The organism is Pseudomonas caspiana, assembly GCF_002158995.1.
GTDB classification, from domain to species: Bacteria; Pseudomonadota; Gammaproteobacteria; order Pseudomonadales; family Pseudomonadaceae; genus Aquipseudomonas; species Aquipseudomonas caspiana.
Genome location: NZ_LOHF01000010.1, coordinates 43,021 through 64,178 on the forward strand (window position 1 = coordinate 43,021; position 21,158 = coordinate 64,178).

Below are 21,158 nucleotides of genomic sequence, written 5' to 3' on the forward strand. Positions count from 1 at the left end.
TTAGTGCTCGGTCTACTGTAGTCAGTGAGCCCCTGATTGCAGCAATTCGATGATCCTGGTGGTTGACCACCTGCTTTGCGCAGGGCGCGCACAGGACGTTTCAAGTAGAAGACCCAATCGCAATGTACTGATCTGTATAAGAATCGTGTGTAATTGGGAATGAGTCGTAGTAACATTGCCCTACAATATTGCCGGGCTACAGGTGTGCCCGGTTTCTTATAAGGTCAGCATGTTCATGCGTCGAATTCTTGTTTCACTGTGCCTTTTTAATGCTTATTCCGTATCCGCCCTCGCCGAAGAAACAACGACTGAAAAGTTACCTGTTGAACTTCAGGCGACGGATATCAACAGCACCTCTGCCGCCGAAAACCCGCAAGGTCCGGTAAATGGTTACCGGGCAACGCGCTCAGCCAGCGCCACGCGCACCGATACTTCGATCCATGAAACGCCACAGTCCATCAGCGTGGTCTCGCGGGATGTGGTCGAGGATATTGGCGCGACCCGTTTGCAGGACGCACTGGATTACGCCGGTGGCGTTGGCCGGGCCAATAACTTTGGCGGCCAGGGCATGACGACCTTTACGGTCCGGGGGTTCACCACGGGTGAGTTCTACCGCAACGGTTTCCCGATCAACCGCGGTTACCCCAACATGCCGGATGCCAACACCATCGAGCGTCTTGAAGTGTTGAGAGGTCCGGCGACGACCTTGTACGGCCGCGGCGACCCGGGCGGTACATTCAACGTGATCTCCAAGCAGCCGCTTGCCGAGCGCAAGGTGACTCTGGGCAGCCAGATCAACGATCAGGGCATGCGTCGCGGCACGCTGGATGCGACCGGTCCGCTGGACGAAGAAGGCCGTCTGGCTTACCGCATCAACTTGGTGGGCGAGGGCGGCGATACTTTCCGGGATCATGTAGAAACCGAGCGCTATGGCGTGGCACCCGTGTTGACCTGGCAGGTCAGTGACACAACGCGCCTGACGTTCGAAGGCGATTTCATGCGCAACAACCATCCTCTGGATCGAGGCGTGACGCGCTATCCCGCGCAAACCAGTACCGCCTCACGCGATACTTTCTTTGGCGAGAAAGACGCGGGCAAACTTCACAATGACAACAACATGGCGCAGTTGCGTTTCGAGCACATGCTCAACGATAACTGGACCCTGGGCGGCGGCACTCAGTGGCTCGACGGCACTCTGCAAGGCAATGCCATTGAGGCCAACGGGCTGGCGGCGGATGGGCGGACGCTGGGTCGCAACTTCAATTACCGCAAGCTGGAGTGGACGTCGAAAGATACCCAGTTGAACCTCACCGGGCATTTCTCCACAGGAGGATTCGATCACACGCTGCTGACCGGCATCGAGTACGAAGACTATGACTACAAGTCGATTATTCAGCGCTCAAGCGGTGCGGTCGGTGCTTACCCTATTGATATCTACAATCCCGTTTACGGTCAGCCTCGTCCGGCGTTGACCCGTACACCTACTGACGACAAGGAAAACCTGAAGACCTACGCAGCGTTCATTCAGGATCAAGTGGCCCTGACCGAGCGCCTGAAGGTCCTGGCAGGAGCACGTTTCGAACGCTTCGAACATGAGTACGAGTCTTACGTGCCCGGAGTCAGGTCCTGGTCGAAAAGCGACAACGCCGTCACCCCGCGCCTGGGCGTGATCTACGACCTCACCGACACCGTCGCCATCTATGCCGATGCGGCGCGTTCGTTCAAACCCAACAATGGTGCGGCCCGGCTGGGCGGTGGTTTCAAGCCGGAGGAGGGTAAATCGTTCGAGATGGGGCTCAAGTGGGAAGCACTGGATGGCCAGCTGAGTGTTGATGCGGCGGTGTATCAGATCGAAAAGCGTAACGTGCTTACTACCGACCCTGTCGTTAACACCTTCAGTGTTGCCGCCGGGGAAGTGCGCAGCCGTGGTTTTGACCTGAATGTGGCGGGCAACCTGACACCCGAATGGCGTGTGATTGGGGGGTACGCCTATGTCGATGCTGAAGTGACCAAGGACAACACGCTCAAGACCGGTACGCGTCTGGTGAATATCCCCGAGAACAGTTTCAGTCTGCTCAACGTTTATGAGTTTCAGAACGGGGGCTTGAAAGGTCTGGGTCTCGGAGTGGGTGGCAAGTACGTTGATCAGCGCGCCGGGCAGACCGCCGCGAATGCGTTTTCCATGGACAGCTACACCGTGGTGGACCTGCTCGCTTTCTACAAGGTTAACGACAAGATCCGGCTGAATCTTGATCTGAAGAACCTGTTTGACAGCCATTACGACGAGGGCGCCTTCGGCAATATCTACGCCTATCCAGGTGCACCGCGCACCGTTCAGGCCGGGATTTCCTACACGCTGTAGGTGTTGGAGCAGCTTCCAAGGAGTGAACTTGTTCGCGAGGCTATAGACCTGCGTAAATGGATATGACGCCTCGCCAATAAGTTGGCTCCTACAGGAAAGCGCATTGCAGTTCGGTCTGTCAGGCCGCTCGCCGCGCCACCAATCTCGCCAGCCACAGGCACAATCCAAACGCAATCAGCGCCATGGCCGTGAGCACGTGAATCATCGCCTCGCTGCCCATTTCCGATATGACGTAGCCGCACGCAATGGGCGCTACGGCCTGTGCCAGCAATGCCGGGCGGGCCATTTTGCCGGACACCACCGCGTAATCGCTCTGATGCACCACCACCAAAGGCAAAGTGCTTTTGACGATGGCGCGCAGGCCGTTACCCGCGCCGTAACACACCAGGCCCCAAGCCACGAGAGCGGGCGCGAAATCGACCAACAGCAAACCCAGAGCCGTCATGCCGCTGGACAGCAGGGCTGTAAACATCGGCGCTTTGCGCTTGAACATCAGGTCGATGACCCGGCATAACACCTGCGCAGGGCCAATCATTGCTGCCAGTGCAATCGCCGATGCCAGGCTATGCCCGCGGGCTTGCAGGACGGTCAGAATCACGATGGACAGACACGTCATTAACGCCGCAGCGATGGCGAACAGCGCCGTCATGGACCAGTAGATAGAGGGCGCAAGCGGGGTGCCACTGCCTTGGCTGGCGTGTGCTGATGCCGCGACCGGCACATGGGCGTCCAGCGCATAGCGATATAACGGATAGAGCAAAAACAGGACAACGGTGCCGAACACTCCACAGGTCATGCGCCAACCCATGAGGTGATCCATGACTGCCAGCAACGGCCAGATGACGGTGGTACAGAACCCTGAAATCAGGGTGATGCCGACGATGATCGGCCGCGCTTCCAGCCCGTAAGTCGAGCCCAATGAGGTGAATAGCGCATCATAAAGGCCGCTGGCCATGGCGACGCCGATGATCACCCACGCCAGCAGAAACACCGGCAGAGATGGCGCGAGCGCCATCAACCAGAGGCCTGCTGCGAGAATCAGGCCATGCGCGGCCAGCACTCTGCGTCCACCGATGCGGGCAATCAGTCGTCCGCACAGGGGTGACAACAGGCTGGCCACCAGCAAGCCGATGGAGGCACCGCCCAGCACCCATTGATGGGGCCAGCCCGTGTCAGCCGCGATAGGGTCGGCCAAAACACCCAGCAGGTAAAATGACCCGCCCCACGACAATATTTGCAGCAGCCCGAGCAGGGCTATTTTGCCGTTGCCGGGACGGCGGGGCAGTGCAGCGGTATTCAATCGAAGTCCTTAGCGTCAAGCGGTGAGTACGCCAATAGCAGGCCGGAATCCTAGCAGCTTCAAACTGCTTAAAGACAGCCGTTCAGGACCTCAGCGCAAACTCCATGACACCCCGACATAAACCCCCAGGCCTTCACCCGGTGTAGAGCGCGCTGCGTCCAGCCCCCTGTCGTCGTAGCCCGGTGTAACCGTGGCTGCGTAATGCTTGTTGGTCAGGTTGCGCATGTCCACCCAGGTTTGCCAGTCGTTCTTCGCCGCGTTGTAACCCACTGTCGCCCCGAACAGCGCGTAAGGGGCGGCGTAGTAGCTGTTGGCGTAATCCACGGCGGCTTTGGACACTAGCTGGGTGTTGAGGGCTGCGAAGAAGCCTTGCGGCCAGTCGTAGCGCAACTCGCCCTGGTAGTAGTGCATCGGCAGGCCCGGCAGGCGGTTATCGCCGAAGCGATCATCGTCGCGGTAGTGGAAATCACTGAAGGTATAAGCCTGACGCAAGCTCAGTTCGCCGCCTTCGTGGGACCACAGTTTGCTCTGCAGGCTGGCTTCCACACCCTGGTGCACGGTGGGGCTGGCGTTGAGTTCGTAGGGCGTCGTCGCGTTGGCGTCCGGCAGCACCGAAAGCAGTTCATGACGTACCTGCGTGTAGTACCAGGCCAGGCTCCATTCGCCGAGCGAACTGTCGCCGCGGCCGCCAATTTCCAGCGTGGTAGCGGTCTGGTTACGCAGTTTGACCGGGTCTCGCTGGGCACCGGTGGCGACACCGCTGCCTGCCGGGAACAACTGGTTGGAGCTGTAGATCAACGACCACGGATGCGGGCCTTCCACCGAGCGGCTGAGATTGGCGAACACCTGTATGTCAGGCGTCAGTTGATAGCGCATGCCCAGTCGTGGCGCATAGTCCCAGTCGCCTATGCTGGTTTTGCCACCGCCGTCAGGGTAGGTAACGGCACTTTCACGTCGGGTGTAGATCGCCGCAAGACCGGTGGTCAGCCATAGATCATTGGCAATTTCCAGATCATTGCCAACATGCAGAACCGTGTCCGAACCCTGATAAGTGAAGTCGCGAATGCGCGTGCCCGGTGCGTAACCGGCGGTATTGCCAACGGGGATCCGCACAAACTCGCTGGCGCCAGAGTTGGGCAGGTGCTTGGTCACGCGCAAGCCCAGCGTGCTATTGCTTTCCAGACCCCAAAGCGTGTCGCGGCGCTTGTAATCGAACGTGCCGCTGACATCCGTATAGGCCACTCGCAGGCGGTTCGGGCCTTCACGCAAGTCCATGGGGTAGTCGTGGTAGACGAGGCCGGTCTGAATGCTCGAATCGTCGTCTATGTACCAAGTTGTTTTATTGCCGATAAACGTGCTGCCCGGCTGGTCGCGATTGTAATCCCGCGATTCGTAAACGGGGTTGGCTGCGCGGGAGTTGTGCTCAATGGAGTTCTTGGTGACCCGCCCGGCAAGCTCGTTATCAGTCTCACGGTGACGAAAATAGAAACGCGTTTCCAGATTCGGGTTGAAGCGGTAGCCGAAGTTGGCAATGACGCCCTGGCTTTCGCTGGACGTGTGGTCCTGATAGCCATCGGATCGGGCATCGGTCATCGCGACGTAATAGTCGAAGTCGCCCAGCACTTGCCCGGAGCTGATCTGCCGTTGCTGATAACCGTGGCTGCCTGTGACGTAGCGCACCTGCAGCAGTGGCGCATCGTAGCCAGTATGGCTGACGTAGTTGATGGAACCGCCCAGCGCCAGAGCGCCGCGGTCAAATGCGTTCGCGCCGCGCAGCACTTCCACATGGTCGAGCCACAACGGTTCCAGCAACTCATAGGGCGTACCGCCGGGACCGGTGAGTGGCAGGCCGTCGAGCATCGCATACAGCCCTGAAGCATGGGCGCCCGGTGCGCGGTTTATGCCCGAGCCGCGTATTGAAATCTTCACCCCCTCGTTGCCAGCGGACTGGGCATAGACGCCGGGCTGATACGCCAACACGTCCTGATTGCTGGCCACGCGGCCTTGCAGAGGGCGCTTCAGGTCGATCACGTTGGTGCCGCCGGGTACCTTGGCAAGTTGTTCCTTCGCGTCTTCGACTGACTGGTCCTCGCCACCTCGCTCCTGATCACTAATCAGCACTTGGCCCAGTTCCACTTCCTGAGCCTCAGCTATCGCCGGACAGACAAGGGCCAGACCCAACAGTGCAGTGGGCAAGGATTTGGGGGAAAGCATTGAGGGCGCTCCAGACATAGAAAAACGAACAGTGAAACTTGCGACGTATGAAAGAACGAAAGAAACACATGGCAATTTTTGTTTTTTTGCCTGGTGCCAGCGTGCCTGATTTACCAGCCTCGGCTGGTTTGCGGGCAATCCTCACTCCAACCCCTCCATCCATGCCGGTGGTTAAACGTAGTTTTATGGGAAGCTCCTGTTTATGAGATCACGCTGTCGTGTAGCAAACACAGGGGGCGGGTTGAACTGTGCAATCATTGGCTGAACCTGCCGCTCCTGAGTAGCTACAGTTCAATCTCAACTTTCAGAGGGACCCTGGATGCACGGGATATCGATTTCAGAATTCATCACACATTGGGGTGCACTGGGCCTGGGCGCGGAGGTCACTTCCCCATGGGCTGTCACTGAGCAGTGCGAGCACTTTGTCCGCAGAGTCCTCGCAAACCTTGGCCCCGACTATGAGCGTCAGGGTGATATCGCCATTCATAAGACTGCTAAGGTCGAAGACGGCGCTGTACTCAAGGGAGCGATCGTCATCGGCCCCAACTGTTTTATTGCCGCAGGTGCCTATTTGCGCGGCGGTGTGTTTCTTGGCAGCGACTGTATTGTCGGTCCCAGTTGCGAATTGAAAAGCAGCTTCATGCTCGACCGCAGCAAGCTCGCCCACTTCAATTTTGTCGGTGACTCATTACTGGGCCAAGGCGTAAACATTGAGGCTGGCGCGGTCATCGCGAACTATCGCAATGAATTTGCCGGGGCGGATATTCGGATTCTGTACGGCGATACGGTCATTGAAACCGGCGTCGCAAAATTTGGCGCGCTGGTGGGGGACGGCACAAGAATCGGCGCCAATGCGGTGGTGGCGCCGGGTGCCTTGCTGGAGCGGGGCAGTGTCGTGCCCAGGTTGGGGCTGATTGACCAACATCCAGGTTCATCCTGAGTCCGCCGCTCGCGATCCGGTGGCTTACGTATGTTGATATCTCCCGCGAGGGGCGCTCATTCAGAGCGCCGTGACACGGGCAGGCGCCAGTCAACTCATCCAGTTACCCCCATCGACGTTGTAAGTCTGGGCGACGACGTAGTCGCTTTCTTGCGAGGCAAGGAATATGGCCATCCCGGTCAGGTCATCGGCAGTGCCCATACGGCCATAAGGAACCTCCTGACCAACCAGTTTCTTCTTCTCACCCAGCGGGCGGTTTTCATGTTTGGCGAACAGGGCGTCTACACCATCCCAATGCTCACCGTCGACGACGCCCGGAGCAATCGCGTTGACGTTGATTCGGTGTTTGATGAGGTTTAGTCCTGCCGATTGCGTCAGGCTTATTACCGCTGCTTTTGTCGCGCAATAAACCCCGACCAGAGCTTCACCGCGTCGTCCTGCCTGGCTGGCCATGTTGATGATCTTGCCGCCGGTTCCCTGGCTGATCATTTGCCTCGCGGCCGCTTGCAGAGTGAACAGAGTGCCCGCCACGTTGATGGCGAACAGGCGGTCGTAGCTTTCGCGGGTTATGTCAGTGATCGGGGCCAGGTCGAACAGCGCCGCATTATTGATCAGGATATCCAGCTTCCCGGTTCTGCCGACCACCTCGGCAATGGCGCCATCAATGGACGTTTGCCGCGTGACGTCGATCTTGACCGCGTAGGCCTGCGGGCCTAACTCTTTAGCAGTCGCGTGCGCGCGTTCAAGGTCGATGTCGGCGATGGCAACAGTTGCACCTTCGCGAATATAGGCCTCGGCGAATGCCCGGCCAATGCCTCGGGCAGAGCCGGTTATCAGGGCGCTTTTGCCTTCAAGTCGTTTCATATCAATCATCCTTCGCAAGTACAAAGTTCAGGTCATGTCGTGAGCCACACCGTGGGTTATTTTTTCGGATAGCCCGCACGCTTCATTTCCCTGATGGTGACTTGTTGCGCCGCGTCCAGCGCCTGTTCAACCGAGGTCTGCCCGGTGAGTGCGGCGGCGAAGAGTTTGCCCACCGATTTGCCAATGGCCTGGAACTCGGGAATGGTCACGTATTGAATGCCTACATAAGGCACTGGCTTGGCCGAGGGATGGGCAGGGTCGGCGTTTTTCATCATTTGCAGCGTGACTTTGGCAAACGGCGCGGCTTGCAAATAAGCATCGCTGTAGGTGGAGGTGCGTGTGCCCGGCGGCACGTTGGTGATGCCATCCTTCTGCGCGACCAGTTGAATGTATTCTTTAGAGGTTGCCCAGGTAATAAAGGCTTTGGCCGCGTCTTTATGTCTGGAAGTGGCCGGTATCGCCAGCGACCACGCATACAGCCATGAAGAGCCTTTGTCAGTGACTTCAACGGGGGCCGGGGCAAAGCCGACGCTGTCCACCACCCGACTTTGTTCTTTGTCGGTAGTGAAGGACCCCGCAACGCTCGCATCTACCCAGATCGCGCATTTGCCGCTGTTGAACAAGGCCAGCGTTTCATTGAAACCATTGCTTGAGACGCCGGGCGGGCCATAGTTTTTGAGCGTATTGACGTAATAGTTGGCCGCTGCTTTCCACTCGGGTCCTGTCAGTTCAGGTTGCCATTGCTCATCGAACCAGCGCGCGCCGAAACTGTTGGCCATGGTGGTCAGCAGTGCCATGTTTTCACCCCAGCCAGCTTTGCCCCGCAGGCACATGCCGTACTGTTCTTTGTCCGGGTGATGCAGCTTTGCTGCAAATTCGCCGAGCTGAGTCCAGGTCGGATGTTCCGGCATGGTCAAACCGGCCTGTTTGAACAAATCCGTGCGGTAGTACGTCACCGTGCTTTCGCCATAAAAGGGTAGGGCGTAAAGCGTGTTGTTAACCGACAGGCCCTGGCGCACCGAAGGGAAGATGTCTTCCAGGTCATAGCCTGCCGGTAAGTCTTTCATGGGTTCGAGCCAGTTTTTGGCTCCCCATAACGGCGTTTCATAAGTGCCAATGGTCAATACATCAAACTGACCGCCCTGAGTGGCAATATCAGTAGTCAGTCGTTGGCGCAGGACGTTTTCTTCCAGCACCACCCAATTGAGTTTGAGATCGGGGTGCTGCTCCTCGAAGACTTTCGACAGCCGCTGCATGCGGATCATGTCACTGTTGTTGACGGTGGCGATGGTGATGGTATCGGCGGCCTGGCTGGAAGCGACAAATGCCAGACCGGCAGACAGCAGGAGCGCTTTCGGAATCATTTGCATGATGCTCTCCACTCCACGCCTGTGGCGCGGAATTATTATTGTTGTTCTATGCCTCCACTGATCACATTCGGCTCCATGAGCAGCGAGGCTACGTAGCGATTACATCAGCTGCCAAAAACCGTAGCAAACGCATTGCGGACGGCAGACTGATACTTTTTTAACCACTTCAGCCGAATCGTCTCAGGGTTAAAAAAGTATCAGTCAGCGGTCAGTTTGAGGTGGAGCAGGGAACAGTGACGAGCGTATGGTGCGTATAAATAAAAGCTCTCAAATGACAACAAAAGGAGCTGACCATGGCTGAAAGTCTCACGAGCCTTTTTGAGCACTCACCGGCTGAACTGGAGATTATTCTGCCGCAGCCCGAACAAAGCTTTCGCTGGTATGAGCACGATTATCCTTATCCGCTTGCGCGCTGGAATCACCATCCCGAGTTTGAAATTCATCTCATCCGCCATGGCAGCGGCAAACTGGTTGCGGGTGACTATATCGGCGCATTCGGTGCCGGACACGTTGCGCTGATCGGTCCGGATTTGCCCCATGACTGGATGGGGGACCTGGCACCGCAGGAGTATCTGCAAGGGCGCGACGTGGTCCTGCAATTCGACGGCGGATCGCTGTTGAAGCTCCGCCAGTTGCTGCCCGAACTTGGCCATTTACAGCCACTGTTCGAGCGGGCCAGACGGGGCATTGAATTCACTGACGGAACGGCGATCGAAGCCGCCCGGCTACTGGAGGCCATCGGACCTGCGCAGGGGCTAAATCGTCTGGTGTTGTTCCTGCAACTGCTTGGCGTTCTGCTCAATGCGCCGCCGACCGAGGCGAAGCTTCTGGCCAGCGCGTGTTATGCGCCCACCCTGGATGCAAAAAGTGCCGAGCGTATTCACAAAGCCTTTGAATACCTGCAGGCCGAATTGACGGGCGATGTCCGGGTTTCAGTCATCGCTGATCGCCTGCACATGAGTGAACCGGGTTTTTCACGCTTTTTCAAACGCGTCACCGGGCATGGTTTCATCGATCTGATGCGCAAGCTGAGGATTCAGCGCGCGTGCCGGTTGCTGGTGCAGACGCCAATGTCAGTGGCCGATGTCTGCTTCGAAGTGGGTTACAGCAACCTGTCCAACTTCAATCGGCATTTCCGTTATGAGATGCAGCTCACGCCAAGTGAGTACAGGCGCGATCCGGCGGTGACGCTGTTCAATCTGCACAAGGCTCAGCCGTCGGTGACTTCAATAGCTTTATGTTGACTACTGCGCTGTCGTGAAGTGAACACTGGACCTTTAGGAGCGCACTCGCACCGCGAGGCCGCGATAGCGTGGTCTCAGACAGTACACCATCGCTGCCTCGCGGTGCTCGTGAGCTCCTAAAGGGCCGGTTGGCTGCGCAGCAGGATTTGAATCGTGTGAGCCTCGATTGGTATCCCCTTGCATTTGTTTCAGGAGTATCTTGCAGGCGAGCCAACTCAACGCCGAAGTCATCAACCCATTTCTGGAGCACCCATGAGCGCTATCGAATACCGCAACCTTGGCCGCAACGGCGTCAAGGTCTCGCCACTTACCCTGGGCACCATGATGTTCGGTGAGCAGACCGATGATGCGGTCGCCAAGCGCATTGTCGACAAGGCATTTGAACAGGGCATCAACTTCATCGACACCGCCAACAACTACAACGGCGGAGCGTCCGAGGAAGTGGTGGGCCGATTGATCGCCGAGCGTCGTTCGCACTGGGTGTTGGCTACCAAGTTCGGTAACCCCAATCCTGGGGGCCGTGCGCCGAATGATCGTGGTGCCTCACGGGCCAGTATCCTTCAGTCGGTGGAGTCCAGCCTCAAGCGTTTGAACACTGATTACATTGACCTGCTTTATCTGCATCGCGAAGATGACAGCGTGCCGGTGGAAGAAACCCTGCGGGCGCTGTCGGACCTGATCCGTGCGGGCAAGATCCGCTCCTATGGTTTGTCCAACCACCGTGGCTGGAAACTCGCAGAATTCAGCCGTACTGCTGACTTGCTGGGCATCGAACGTCCTGCTGCCACTCAACCGCTGTACAACCTGGCTAACCGTCAGATTGAGGTCGAACACTTGCCTGCGGCCGAGTACTACGGGATCGGCGTTGTTTCTTACAGCCCGCTGGCCCGTGGCGTTCTGACCGCCAAGTACGATCCAACTCTGCCTCCGGCCGAAGGCACCCGCGCCGGGCGTAACGACCCACGCCTGCAACAGACCGAATGGCGCGCCGAGTCGTTGAACCTGGCTCAGCGAGTCAAGGACCATGCCGCAGCGCGAGGCATCACGTCTGGTCAATTTGCCTTGGCCTGGGTGCTTAACAACAAGCTGGTCACCTCGGCCATTGCCGGTCCGCGTACCGAAGAGCAGTGGAACGATTACGTGCCTGCGCTGAACTACGCGTTCACAGCCGAAGACGAGGCGTTCGTGAATGATCTTGTTGTCACCGGGCACTCCTCGACACCGGGCTACAACGACCCAAGCCATCCGTTTTTCGGGCGTCAATCGCGGGTTTGAGACAGGGTTTATAACAAGGGAGCTTCAGGCCTGACAGTTAGCCTTTGGTGACCTTATCCTGGGCAAGCCTCGCTCCCACGGGTTCTAAATACTCCTGTGGGACCGAATTTATCCGGGAAGGCGATGGCTCTGACGATGGAAAAGCGTCGGCTGCACTGACTTCTTCCCGGTTGAAGCTGACCCGCTAAAGTAACTGCACTCCAAAATACAATCAGCTATATCCATAGCAATAAACGATATTGGTATATACCAGATTTCACCTTTATAAATCGCTCACTCAAAAACAGGGCCCGACACGGAGAAGTGGCAGGGCAGGAGCGCGGTGATGATTGCTGTACGGGTGATGCTCGAGTACTTCCATCCCTGGCCGAATTCGGCAGGGTTTTATCTGGCTCGCGAGCGCGGCTGGTACCGCGAGGCCGGACTGGATGTCGAACTGGTCGTACACGATCCGTGGCATGGCGACACCCTCCAGCACCTGCTGAACAAAGCGGTGCAGTTCGGCGTGTTCCCGAGCAATCGTTTGTTGGTGCGTCGGGCGCTGGGCCAGCCGTTGCAGGGCATCGCAGCGATCAATCACCGTGGCCTCGAGTCAATCCAGACCCTCACCGATTCAGGGATTTCCCGACCACGGGATCTGGCCGGCCGACGCCTCGCGCTGAACCCGACACCTCGTGGTCTGGCCATGGTTCGTCATCTGGTGGCGGCAGACGGCGGCGATCCGGATGCGGTAATCATGGTCGACAGCGGCGTACGCGAACTGCGCCCGGAGCAATTGGCGGCAGGTGTTGCGGACGCCAGCTTTGGCGGTTACTGGGCCTGGGAGGCGTTAATGGCCAGCCCTGTTGCTGAAGAGCGCCGGGTGGTCTGGCCAGTGGATGAAATCGGTGCTCCGCCGTATCACAGCTATTTGCTGGGCGCGCACGAAGACACTCTGGCCGCTGAGCCTGAGCTGATCTGCGCATTCGTGGCGGTCACTGCACGCGGCTTCCTTGCCGCCGCGCAGGATCCATTGAGCGCCTTGCAGTCTTACGAGCACGTCACGCCTTACTTCCCCAGCGAGCTGCTTGCCCAATCCCTGCAACGAATTGCGCCCACCTGGTTACATCAAGGTCAGTGGGGCGAGCAGCGCCAAAGCCTGTTGCAACCTTATGCGCAGTGGTTGCATGAGTATCAGGTGCTGGACGATGGCAATGCCTGGCAAGGTGCGACCACTAACTCGTACCTGCCGGAGCTTGTGTGATGGCTGTCGAGGGATTGATCGGCCACGGTTTGGGGGTGGAGCCGGTAGCGCCGGACTGGCCTGCCATTTCCGCCGGGGCGGTCGAACAGTTATTGCGGCGCTTTCCCGGTGTCGGCGAGTTGCGGGCTCTGACCTGGCACAGCCCTCGGCCATTTTCGGCCGCTTGCCTCGTCAGCACTTCGACCGGTTCGGTGTTCGTCAAACGTCATCACCGTTCGGTCCGCGAGCCTGGCTGGTTGAGCGAAGAACATCGCTTCATGGCTCATCTTCGACGCAACGGTGTGCCGGTCGTTGAAGTGCTGGCGGACGAGCAGGGTGAAACCGCCATCGCTATCGGCGAGTGGACGTATGAGGTGCATGCCATCGCGGCGGGGCAGGATCTGTATCGTGAGGCGCTGTCCTGGACGCCGTTTGCAGAGCATCGGCATGCGTTGGCTGCCGGTCAGGCGCTGGCTCGACTGCATGAGGCTGCTGCGGGTTACTGCGCGCCGCCACGACAGGCGCCGGTGTTGCTGGCCAACTTCCGTCTATTCAATCAGCGCGATCCCATAGCGGCCATTGAACATGCGGCTAATGCCAACCCAGCGCTCGCGGATTATTTAAACCAGCGCAACTGGCGCAGTGATCTGACGGAGCTGCATCTGCCGTTTCATCGGGCGTTGTATCCGTTGCTGGCCGAGCAACAACCGTTGTGGACCCATAACGACTGGCACGCGTCCAATTTGCTCTGGAACACCGAGTCGCAAGCCAGCCAGGTCAGCAGTGTGCTGGACTTTGGGCTCGCCGATCAGACCTTTGCCTTGTTTGATCTCGCGACCGCGCTTGAACGTAACTGCGTGCCGTGGCTGGAGCTGGACAGCGGCGACAGTGCCCCAGCATCGCTGGAATCCGTGGATGCAATTGTCGCCGGTTACCAACGTGTGAGGCCGCTGTCGGCGCAGGATTTCCAGACACTGGCCGCGCTCCTGCCGCTGGTACATACGGATTTCGCCTTGTCTGAAATTGCTTATTACCAGGGTGTAGTGGGTTCCGTCGCCAATGCCAATATTGCTTACGACGCCTACCTCATGGGTCATACGCGCTGGTTCAATGGAGCTGAAGGTCAGCGTTTGCTTACACATATCAATAGTCTCGCGGAGAGCGTGCTGTCATGAATTCGTCAGCGCGCTCCATCCTGATTCAGGTCAGTGAACTGCACGCCATTCTGGACAGGTCAGATGTGCTGATTCTGGATGCCACGGTCGAGTTGCCAGCGCCACGTTTCGATGCTGATTATCAAGCGGGCAGCGGTCGTGACGGCTGGTTGCAGGGACACATTCCCGGTGCGCTGCATGCGGACCTGTACGCGGCTGGCCTCAGCGATCCGCACGCTTCGTTCAGTTTCGCTTTGCCAGATGCTCAGACCCTGAGCACCGCATTGGCTGCATTGGGTGTCAACGCTCAGCGACGCGTCGTGGTGTATGACCGTAACGACGGATTCTGGGCTGCTCGCCTGTGGTGGATGCTACGCAGTCTCGGTCTGCAGGCACAGGTACTTGATGGGGGCTTGCGTGCCTGGCAACGCGCCGGTTTACCTCAGCAATCGGGATCCGTAGTCGCTCGCCCGGTGAACTGGCAAGCCGATTTCCAGGACGGCTTCTGGATTGATCGTCCAGGCGTTCAGGCTGTTCTGGCGGGGGAACGCCCCGGCACGCTGGTGTGTGCATTGTCAGCCGCGCTGTTTGATGGCACTGCGGTGAGCCGTTATGCACGTCGCGGGCACATCCCGGGCAGTATCAATCTTGCCGCCCGTACGCTGTTCGATGAGCACGGGCGCTACCTCAATACCGATGCCCTGCAAGTCGCACTTGCTCCACTACTTGAGTCTTCTGCACCGCTGATTCTGTATTGCGGGGGAGGGATCTCCGCCGCTGCGCAGGCGCTGGCGCTTACATTGCTTGAACGCTCCAACGTCTTCATTTACGACGGCTCGCTTCAAGAATGGGCCGCCGATTTCAGCTTGCCAATGACCACCGGAGCAGCTCCGGCCTGACGCCTTCTGGCCTTCAATAATCCAGTTGTACCGGGGCTGTTTGCAGACCCGGCGCGTTTGCGGCCTTGCGCCCGGCAAAAAGCGCCGGTATACAGCGCCCACAAAGGAGCTTTCATGGTTATTTCTTATCGAACATCCGAGTCAACCGCTCCGAGGTTTACGCCGAACCTGCTGAGAGTCGGCGTATTGATGGCCTGCGGTGTGGGCAATGGTTTGCTGGCCGGTACGGCATGGGCAGAAGGCGAGACAGCCGCAGGCAATAGCGTGCAGCTGGGTGCAATCACGGTCCTCGGCGAACAGGACACTGGTTATCAGGCGACTGAGGCCGCGGTGGGCGGGTTTGGTCAGGCGCCATTGCTGGACACGCCGGCATCCATTGCCGTCATCACCGAACAACGACTCAAGGACCAGCAGGCGCGGCTACTCAGCGAAGTGCTGCGCAACGATGCTTCGGTGGGCGACAGCTATGCCCCTGTCGGCTACTACGAGAATTTCGTGGTGCGCGGTTTCGCCCTTAACTCAGCCAGCAGCTACAAGATTAACGGCCGGACCATTACCGGCGAACAGAACGTTGCGCTTGAAAACAAGCAGCAGGTCGAGTTGCTCAAAGGTCTGGCTGGCTTGCAAAGCGGCGTGTCGGAGCCCGGTGGGCTGGTCAACTACGTGAGCAAGCGTCCAGAAAATGTACGCTCTGTCACGGTCTCGACCAATGAGCAGGGCGAGCGCTACCTGGCCACCGATCTTGGCGGCTGGTTTGGCAGCGAGCAGCAATTGGGCATCCGGACCAACCTGGCGCATGAGGACATTCGCTCCTACGTTGATCACGCCGACGGCAAGCGCGATTTTGCTTCGCTGGCGGTGGACTGGAACATCAGCCCTGACAGCGTGCTGCAACTGAACGCCGAGTATCAGAACCGCGAACAGCGCTCCGTGCCGGGCTACCAATTACTGGGCGGCACCACGGTGCCTCACAACCCCAACCCACGTGATCTGCTGGGCTACCAGAGCTGGTCCAATCCGGTAGGTATCGAGTCGCTTAACCTGGACGGGCTATACGAGTACCGTTTCAACGACTCATGGAAAGCCAGCCTCAGCGCCTCGCGCAGCCGCGTGGTGATTGATGACTACAGCACCTTTGCCTGGGGCTGCTATGGCTCGGCCAGTTGTGCAGGCGTGAACGTGGCGAACTATTTCAGCCCCGAGGGCGAGTACGATATTTCGGATTACCGCAGTCCTGACGACACCCGTCGCAATGACGAAGCTCAGGCCGCGATCAACGGGCAGTTCGACACCGGATTCCTCAAGCATGACCTGACGTTCGGGACCACAGCATTCCGCCGTCTGGTGGATCGTCGTGCCTCGATCAATGAATACATTGGCAGTGGCAGCATTGGCACCACGCCGGATACTTTCGAGCCTTATTCAGGTGAGTTGGGCCATACCTATCGCCGTCTGGACAGCCGCCAGTACGGTGTTTTCGCCACCGACCGGATCAGCTTCAACGAGCAGTGGCAAACCGTACTTGGCGGGCGCCAGGTTCGCCTTGATGAGGAAAGCTATGACAGCGACGGTGCTACCACCCGGCATACGCAGCGCGCGGAGTTTCTGCCTCAGGCGGCGCTGATCTACAAACCGCGTCCGGACACTTCGCTCTACATCAGCTACAGCAAAGGCTTGTCGTTGGGAGGCGAAGCGTCCTGGTTCAGCACCAACGCCGATGAGATTCTGCCACCGACGACGTCCCGGCAAATCGAGCTGGGCGTCAAGCACGACTGGCAGCGATTGAGCCTGACAGCCGCGCTGTTCCAGATCACACAGGACTATCAGTACAACCGTCCCAACGACGATGGGACCATGACCTATGTTCAGCAAGGCAAGCAAAAAAATACCGGGCTTGAACTGTCTGCCAATGGTCACGTGACCTCCAACCTGCAAGTATCGGCCAGCGTCGCCGCGATTCGCGCACGCGTCTCCGGCAGTGGCACCGAGGAATACGACGGTCATCAGGCAATCAACGTCCCCAAATTTCGCGCTGCGCTGCACGGTGACTACAGCATTCCTGGCTTCAACGGCCTGGCTTTGCTCGGTGGTGTGCAGTACAGCGGCAGCAAGTACGCAAACAGGCAGGGCAGCGTGAAAGTCGACGACTATGCGGTGTTTGATGTCGGCGGTCGTTACAGCACCAGGGTCGAGGGCTATGACACGGTGTTGCGCCTGACCGTCGATAACCTGTTCGATAAACGCTACTGGCGTGATGTGGGCGAGTCTGCGGGCGACGGCTATCTGTTCCCCGGCGCGCCACGTACTGCGCGATTGTCAGCCACTGTGAATTTCTGAGGTCAGCATGAGTAAGCTTTTTATCAGTGGCACGCTTGCGCTATTCGCCGCGCTCGCCGGATGTCAGCAACGACCACCGGCCAACGATCAACTGGACGCGGTGCTGTGGACGCAAACGTCCATCGAGCATGAGCTGATCTACCGACAGGTGTTCGACAGCGCCACACGGCAACTTGATATTGCGCTGGCTGATCCGACCTGGGACGCCTTGCCGCAAGCGCCACGCAACCTGAGCGGTTTGCCGCCAGCGGTGATCGTGGATATCGACGAAACGCTGCTCGATAACATCCCGCTCAATGCCCGTGATATCCGCAACGACCAGATCTACTCCTATGACCGCTGGAACGTTTGGGTGGATCAGGCCAAGGCACAGGATTTGCCGGGGGCGGTCGGTTTCCTTCAGGCCGCTGCTCAGCGTGGCGTGAAAGTCTATTACCTGACCAACCGCGAGCATTCGCAGGTAGCAGCAACGGTGAAAAACCTGCGCCTGCGGGGTTTTCCGGTGAGCGATGCGCAGCAGGTCCTGGCTGCGGCAACCCCCACTGGTGGTTGCGAGAAGGATGGTTATGGCAAAACCTGTCGTCGCCAATGGGTCGCCAGCCACGCACGGGTTTTGATGCTGGTGGGGGATTCGTTTGGTGATTTCGTTCAGGCCGACAGCAATAACCTCGCGGCACAGCGCAAGGCAGCCGCGCCCTATCTGGCCTGGTTGGGGCAGCGCTGGTTCCTGCTGCCTAATCCGACTTATGGCAAATGGTACAGCGCACCTTATGGTGATCAGGAAGACCTGCCCATGACGCGCAAACGCGAGCTCAAACAACAGGCGCTGGATCTCCAGCAATAAGGCCAACGCTAATGCTTTCCAGGCTGGCGCCGCGCGCCAGCGGACCGAGGGGCAAACATGTCAACGCTGGAAATAATCGCGGTGCTCATCAATATCATTGGCGTGTGGCTTACCACCCAACGCATTCGTTGGTGCTGGCCGGTGAGTGTGGTGGCGGTGTTGTTGTATGCGTGGATTTTCTACGATGCAAAACTCTATTCGGACATGCTGTTGCAGGTGATTTTCGCCTTCCTCCAAGGTTACGGCTGGTGGCGCTGGAGCCAGGGCGGGCTGGACAATGGCAAGGTTCATGTGGCGCGCCTGCCGCTGCGCACCGCGGTTTTGAGCCTGATCGTCGGGGCGTTGGCCGCTGTTCTGCTTGGCAGCCTGATGGCGCACTTTACTGACGCCGCCGTGCCGTGGCTGGACGCATCGCTGACCGCGTTCAGTCTGGTCGCCAGCGTCTGGGCGGCACGCAAATATGTCGCAAGCTGGTGGTTATGGATCGTCCTCGATTGCGTCTACGTCGGCATGTACCTGCACCGTGATCTGGATCTGACTGCCGGTTTGTACGCCGGATTTGTGGTGCTGGCTTTCTATGGCTATCGCGCCTGGCGGCGTGATCTGCTGAGCCAGGAGGCACGGCGTGGGGTGTTGAGCGGGCAGATAGGAGTCGGGGGGTAGGGGGCGCGCAATTTTGTAGGACCAGCTTCAGCCGGGAGGACGTCGGCACATTCGCTGCACATCTTTCGTCAGAAATATTGCTCCCGGCTAAAGCCGGTCGTACAGGAATTCAGAAATGCCTTTCGACCCGATATCACCTCACTACCTGCGAATCCGTGATGAAATCGCGGCGGATATCGCAGGCGGCGCGCCACTCGCCGATCACAAGTTCCCTTCGGAACGGGAGATGGCTGAACGCTTTGGCTGTACGCGGGTGACGTTGCGTCAGGCCTTGCAGCAACTGGAAGCGGAAGGTCTGATCTATCGCGAAAACCGTCGTGGCTGGTATGTCAGCCCGCAACGCATTCGTTATGACCCGACCCGTATTACCGGTTTCATGGAATATGTCGTCGCCCAAGGCCGTACACCCATGACCGAGTGCCTGCACGCCGAGCTGCGTCCGGCTGGCATCTGGTTGGCCCGGCGCATGGGGTTGGCGTCGGCTGACGAACCAGTGTTTCATTTGCAAAGGCGTCGCTGGGTGGATCGTCGGCCGGTGTTGCTGGAGTTCAATACGCTGCTCGCCAGTTGGTGCCCAGGCCTGCTTGAGGCCGACCTGAATACTTCGCTGACCAGCGTGCTAAAAGAGCGTTTTGGACGTGTGCAGTCGCGCTGCGAACTGGCCATGCACACCGGCACCCTGGATGAGCATCAGGCCGAGTTACTGCAATTGACGCCGGGCTCCAGCAGCCTCTACCTGGAACGGCTCAACTTTGGTGAGCAGGAGCAGCCAGTAGAGTTTGATCAGGAGTTCTGGCGGTCGGATGCGCTGTCGGTGGTCATGGAAACCCGTTATCCGGGGTAGCGGCTGCATCTATGCCTTAGTGCCAAAAATCCGGGAAGAGCTAACGGACTTCGTGCTGCTTGCGATAGGCACCGGGTTGGACGCCGATGGTTTTGTTAAAGGCGCGGGTGAATGCTGCCGTGGATTGATAACCCACGGCCGTCGCGACGTGCTCTACGGTTTTATTGGCCTGTAGATAACGGCACGCATGACGCATGCGCAGCATCAGTAGAACCTGTCCCGGCGACTGGCCTGCCAATTCGTTGAAACGCTTGAAAAACGCTGAGCGAGACAGACCGGTGCAGGCCGCCATGCTTTCCAGACCCCAAGCCTGTTGCGGATCTTCGATCATCTTTGCCAGCAGCCCGGCAAACGCCGGGTGTTTAGCCAGCGCCACCAGCCCTCGCAGAGCCTGGTTGTCGGCCACGTGCTGACGCAGGACATATAAAAACAACAGGTGACTGAGCCGCTCAAGAATGGAAGAAGAGGGCGCTGGCTGGCGGTCGCACTCCAGCAGAATCAATTGGAACAGGCTGCGTGCCGCATCGGATGATGGCTCGTCTGCACGCAGGATCAACCAGTCGGGCAGCGCTTCGATCAGCAGCGTTGACAAGCCGGGCTGGAAATGGAAAAAGCCGCAGACCAGACCGACCCCTTCGGTGGCCTGACTGTCCAGTGCCTGCATCTCGATCCGTGGCTGGCTACGCGCAAGTTCAGGCTGCGCTTCACTGGACAGTCGATAGTCAAGGTCTCGTAGCAGGAACACTGCATCGCCACTGTTGAGCCGTCGTGCCCGTTCTTCGCCATCAATGTGCAACCAGCAATGTCCTTGTATCACCAGATGAAAGCTGGCTCGCGCCATACCGTGAGTGCTGGCGTGCCAGCCACTGCAATAGCGACCCACGTGGAACAAGCTGGCGTCCAGCTCCAGGCTTTCTAATAACCAATCGATAAGGGGGCTTGAAGAAATCATCTAAGGGAAACACTCAGGAGCAAGTAATTGCGACTTTAGAATATGGATCGGAATTCTTATAACCAACAGACTTGGACCCATCTTGTATCAAGGAGTCCACTCCATGTCTCGCGTCACTGTTCACTCTATACAAAGCGCCCCGGAGGCTGCCAAGGGCTTTCTGGAAAAAGCTCAGGCGACCTCCGGGTTCATCCCCAATCTTCTCGGGGTGCTGGCTAACGCGCCAGCGGCGCTGGAAACCTATCTCACCGTATCGGCACTCAACGGCAAGGCTGAGCTAAGTCTGGCTGAAAGGGAAGTCGTGCAGTTGATTGCGGCGACCACCCATGAATGCAGTTTTTGCGTTGCGGGGCATACGTCCGTGGCGCTCAACAAGGCTCGACTGCCACAGCCCGTGGTCGATGCGCTACGCGAGGGCCAGGCGCTGCCCGAGGAAAAACTCGAAGTATTGGCCGCGTTTACCCGCGCCGTGATCGCGACCCGGGGCAATGTCAGCGATACGGACTATGCGGCGTTTCTGAAGGTCGGTTACGGCGAGGGCCACGCATTGGAGGTGATCCTCGGCGTGAGCCTGGCGACCTTGTGCAACTTCGCCAATGTCTTTGCCAGGACGCCGCTCAATCCTGAACTTGCGCCTTACCAGTGGCAGGGGCCAGACCATTAATACGCAGCAC

The 21,158-nt window shown here is 58.5% G+C and carries 17 protein-coding genes; 12 read left to right on the forward strand and 5 right to left on the reverse strand.

Annotation, left to right across the window (positions count from 1 at the left end; genetic code table 11):
* Positions 1–235 precede the first annotated feature (235 nt).
* On the forward strand, positions 236–2,362 hold the full coding sequence (locus AUC60_RS13500; RefSeq protein WP_087268318.1) for a TonB-dependent siderophore receptor: 2,127 nt from the start codon (positions 236–238) through the stop codon (positions 2,360–2,362).
* A gap of 118 nt (positions 2,363–2,480) precedes the next feature.
* On the opposite strand, the gene AUC60_RS13505 is transcribed toward AUC60_RS13500, so the two are convergent.
* Both AUC60_RS13505 and AUC60_RS13510 read right to left on the reverse strand, forming a co-directional pair.
* Positions 2,481–3,662, reverse strand: a complete 1,182-nt coding sequence (locus AUC60_RS13505; RefSeq protein WP_238599575.1) for an MFS transporter — start codon at positions 3,660–3,662, stop codon at positions 2,481–2,483.
* Between the two features lie 90 nt (positions 3,663–3,752).
* Positions 3,753–5,876, reverse strand: a complete 2,124-nt coding sequence (locus tag AUC60_RS13510; RefSeq protein ID WP_087267971.1) for a TonB-dependent receptor family protein — start codon at positions 5,874–5,876, stop codon at positions 3,753–3,755.
* Between the two features lie 319 nt (positions 5,877–6,195).
* On the opposite strand from AUC60_RS13510, the gene AUC60_RS13515 reads away from it, so the two are divergent.
* On the forward strand, positions 6,196–6,816 hold the full coding sequence (locus tag AUC60_RS13515; RefSeq protein WP_087267974.1) for a DapH/DapD/GlmU-related protein: 621 nt from the start codon (positions 6,196–6,198) through the stop codon (positions 6,814–6,816).
* A gap of 90 nt (positions 6,817–6,906) precedes the next feature.
* Here the strand turns inward: AUC60_RS13515 and AUC60_RS13520 are convergent, their stop codons facing one another.
* Positions 6,907–7,680, reverse strand: a complete 774-nt coding sequence (locus tag AUC60_RS13520) for an L-iditol 2-dehydrogenase (RefSeq protein ID WP_087267976.1) — start codon at positions 7,678–7,680, stop codon at positions 6,907–6,909.
* Positions 7,681–7,736: 56 nt separating this feature from the next.
* On the reverse strand, positions 7,737–9,050 hold the full coding sequence (locus AUC60_RS13525) for an ABC transporter substrate-binding protein (RefSeq protein WP_087267979.1): 1,314 nt from the start codon (positions 9,048–9,050) through the stop codon (positions 7,737–7,739).
* A gap of 293 nt (positions 9,051–9,343) precedes the next feature.
* Here AUC60_RS13525 and AUC60_RS13530 point away from each other — a divergent pair, with 293 nt between their 5' ends.
* The 9 genes from AUC60_RS13530 (at position 9,344) to AUC60_RS13570 (ending at position 19,532) form a co-directional block, all read left to right on the forward strand.
* Positions 9,344–10,294 carry a helix-turn-helix domain-containing protein gene (locus AUC60_RS13530; protein WP_087267982.1) on the forward strand — a complete coding sequence of 317 codons (951 nt, stop codon included), beginning with the start codon at positions 9,344–9,346 and terminating at the stop codon, positions 10,292–10,294.
* A 252-nt stretch (positions 10,295–10,546) separates the two neighbouring features.
* Positions 10,547–11,569, forward strand: coding sequence for an aldo/keto reductase (locus AUC60_RS13535; RefSeq protein WP_193441862.1), 1,023 nt, complete (start codon positions 10,547–10,549; stop codon positions 11,567–11,569).
* A 325-nt stretch (positions 11,570–11,894) separates the two neighbouring features.
* The gene (locus AUC60_RS13540; RefSeq protein ID WP_087267986.1) at positions 11,895–12,812 is read left to right on the forward strand and encodes an ABC transporter substrate-binding protein; all 918 of its coding nucleotides are present in this window, start codon (positions 11,895–11,897) and stop codon (positions 12,810–12,812) included.
* Positions 12,812–13,966, forward strand: coding sequence for a phosphotransferase enzyme family protein (locus AUC60_RS13545; RefSeq protein WP_087267989.1), 1,155 nt, complete (start codon positions 12,812–12,814; stop codon positions 13,964–13,966). Before AUC60_RS13540 ends, AUC60_RS13545 begins: the two co-directional genes overlap by 1 nt.
* Positions 13,963–14,844: a sulfurtransferase gene (locus tag AUC60_RS13550; RefSeq protein WP_087267992.1), complete on the forward strand. Its 882-nt coding sequence runs from the start codon at positions 13,963–13,965 to the stop codon at positions 14,842–14,844. The genes AUC60_RS13545 and AUC60_RS13550 overlap by 4 nt, the downstream gene beginning before the upstream one ends.
* A 114-nt stretch (positions 14,845–14,958) precedes the next feature.
* Positions 14,959–17,181 carry a TonB-dependent siderophore receptor gene (locus AUC60_RS13555; protein WP_167384347.1) on the forward strand — a complete coding sequence of 741 codons (2,223 nt, stop codon included), beginning with the start codon at positions 14,959–14,961 and terminating at the stop codon, positions 17,179–17,181.
* A 7-nt stretch (positions 17,182–17,188) separates the two neighbouring features.
* On the forward strand, positions 17,189–18,025 hold the full coding sequence (locus AUC60_RS13560; RefSeq protein WP_087267995.1) for a 5'-nucleotidase, lipoprotein e(P4) family: 837 nt from the start codon (positions 17,189–17,191) through the stop codon (positions 18,023–18,025).
* A 57-nt stretch (positions 18,026–18,082) separates the two neighbouring features.
* A complete protein-coding gene (gene pnuC, locus AUC60_RS13565; protein WP_087267998.1) occupies positions 18,083–18,688 on the forward strand; it encodes a nicotinamide riboside transporter PnuC in 606 nt (201 codons plus the stop codon).
* Positions 18,689–18,803: 115 nt separating this feature from the next.
* Positions 18,804–19,532 carry a UTRA domain-containing protein gene (locus AUC60_RS13570; protein ID WP_087268001.1) on the forward strand — a complete coding sequence of 243 codons (729 nt, stop codon included), beginning with the start codon at positions 18,804–18,806 and terminating at the stop codon, positions 19,530–19,532.
* A gap of 40 nt (positions 19,533–19,572) precedes the next feature.
* On the opposite strand, the gene AUC60_RS13575 is transcribed toward AUC60_RS13570, so the two are convergent.
* The gene (locus AUC60_RS13575) at positions 19,573–20,484 is read right to left on the reverse strand and encodes an AraC family transcriptional regulator (RefSeq protein WP_087268005.1); all 912 of its coding nucleotides are present in this window, start codon (positions 20,482–20,484) and stop codon (positions 19,573–19,575) included.
* A 103-nt stretch (positions 20,485–20,587) separates the two neighbouring features.
* On the opposite strand from AUC60_RS13575, the gene AUC60_RS13580 reads away from it, so the two are divergent.
* Positions 20,588–21,148, forward strand: coding sequence for a carboxymuconolactone decarboxylase family protein (locus tag AUC60_RS13580; protein WP_087268008.1), 561 nt, complete (start codon positions 20,588–20,590; stop codon positions 21,146–21,148).
* The last annotated feature ends 10 nt before the right edge of the window (positions 21,149–21,158 follow it).

Bases quoted from the DNA above. Each gene is read 5' to 3' on its own strand.
- AUC60_RS13520 (WP_087267976.1), bottom strand. From the start codon at position 7,680: ATGAAACGACTTGAAGGCAAAAGCGCCCTGATAACCGGCTCTGCCCGA.
- AUC60_RS13545 (WP_087267989.1), top strand. From the start codon at position 12,812: ATGGCTGTCGAGGGATTGATCGGCCACGGTTTGGGGGTGGAGCCGGTA.
- AUC60_RS13570 (WP_087268001.1), top strand. From the start codon at position 18,804: ATGCCTTTCGACCCGATATCACCTCACTACCTGCGAATCCGTGATGAA.
- pnuC (WP_087267998.1), top strand. From the start codon at position 18,083: ATGTCAACGCTGGAAATAATCGCGGTGCTCATCAATATCATTGGCGTG.
- AUC60_RS13510 (WP_087267971.1), bottom strand. From the start codon at position 5,876: ATGCTTTCCCCCAAATCCTTGCCCACTGCACTGTTGGGTCTGGCCCTT.
- AUC60_RS13580 (WP_087268008.1), top strand. From the start codon at position 20,588: ATGTCTCGCGTCACTGTTCACTCTATACAAAGCGCCCCGGAGGCTGCC.
- AUC60_RS13515 (WP_087267974.1), top strand. From the start codon at position 6,196: ATGCACGGGATATCGATTTCAGAATTCATCACACATTGGGGTGCACTG.
- AUC60_RS13560 (WP_087267995.1), top strand. From the start codon at position 17,189: ATGAGTAAGCTTTTTATCAGTGGCACGCTTGCGCTATTCGCCGCGCTC.
- AUC60_RS13555 (WP_167384347.1), top strand. From the start codon at position 14,959: ATGGTTATTTCTTATCGAACATCCGAGTCAACCGCTCCGAGGTTTACG.
- AUC60_RS13525 (WP_087267979.1), bottom strand. From the start codon at position 9,050: ATGCAAATGATTCCGAAAGCGCTCCTGCTGTCTGCCGGTCTGGCATTT.
- AUC60_RS13550 (WP_087267992.1), top strand. From the start codon at position 13,963: ATGAATTCGTCAGCGCGCTCCATCCTGATTCAGGTCAGTGAACTGCAC.
- AUC60_RS13575 (WP_087268005.1), bottom strand. From the start codon at position 20,484: ATGATTTCTTCAAGCCCCCTTATCGATTGGTTATTAGAAAGCCTGGAG.
- AUC60_RS13535 (WP_193441862.1), top strand. From the start codon at position 10,547: ATGAGCGCTATCGAATACCGCAACCTTGGCCGCAACGGCGTCAAGGTC.
- AUC60_RS13500 (WP_087268318.1), top strand. From the start codon at position 236: ATGCGTCGAATTCTTGTTTCACTGTGCCTTTTTAATGCTTATTCCGTA.
- AUC60_RS13540 (WP_087267986.1), top strand. From the start codon at position 11,895: ATGATTGCTGTACGGGTGATGCTCGAGTACTTCCATCCCTGGCCGAAT.
- AUC60_RS13530 (WP_087267982.1), top strand. From the start codon at position 9,344: ATGGCTGAAAGTCTCACGAGCCTTTTTGAGCACTCACCGGCTGAACTG.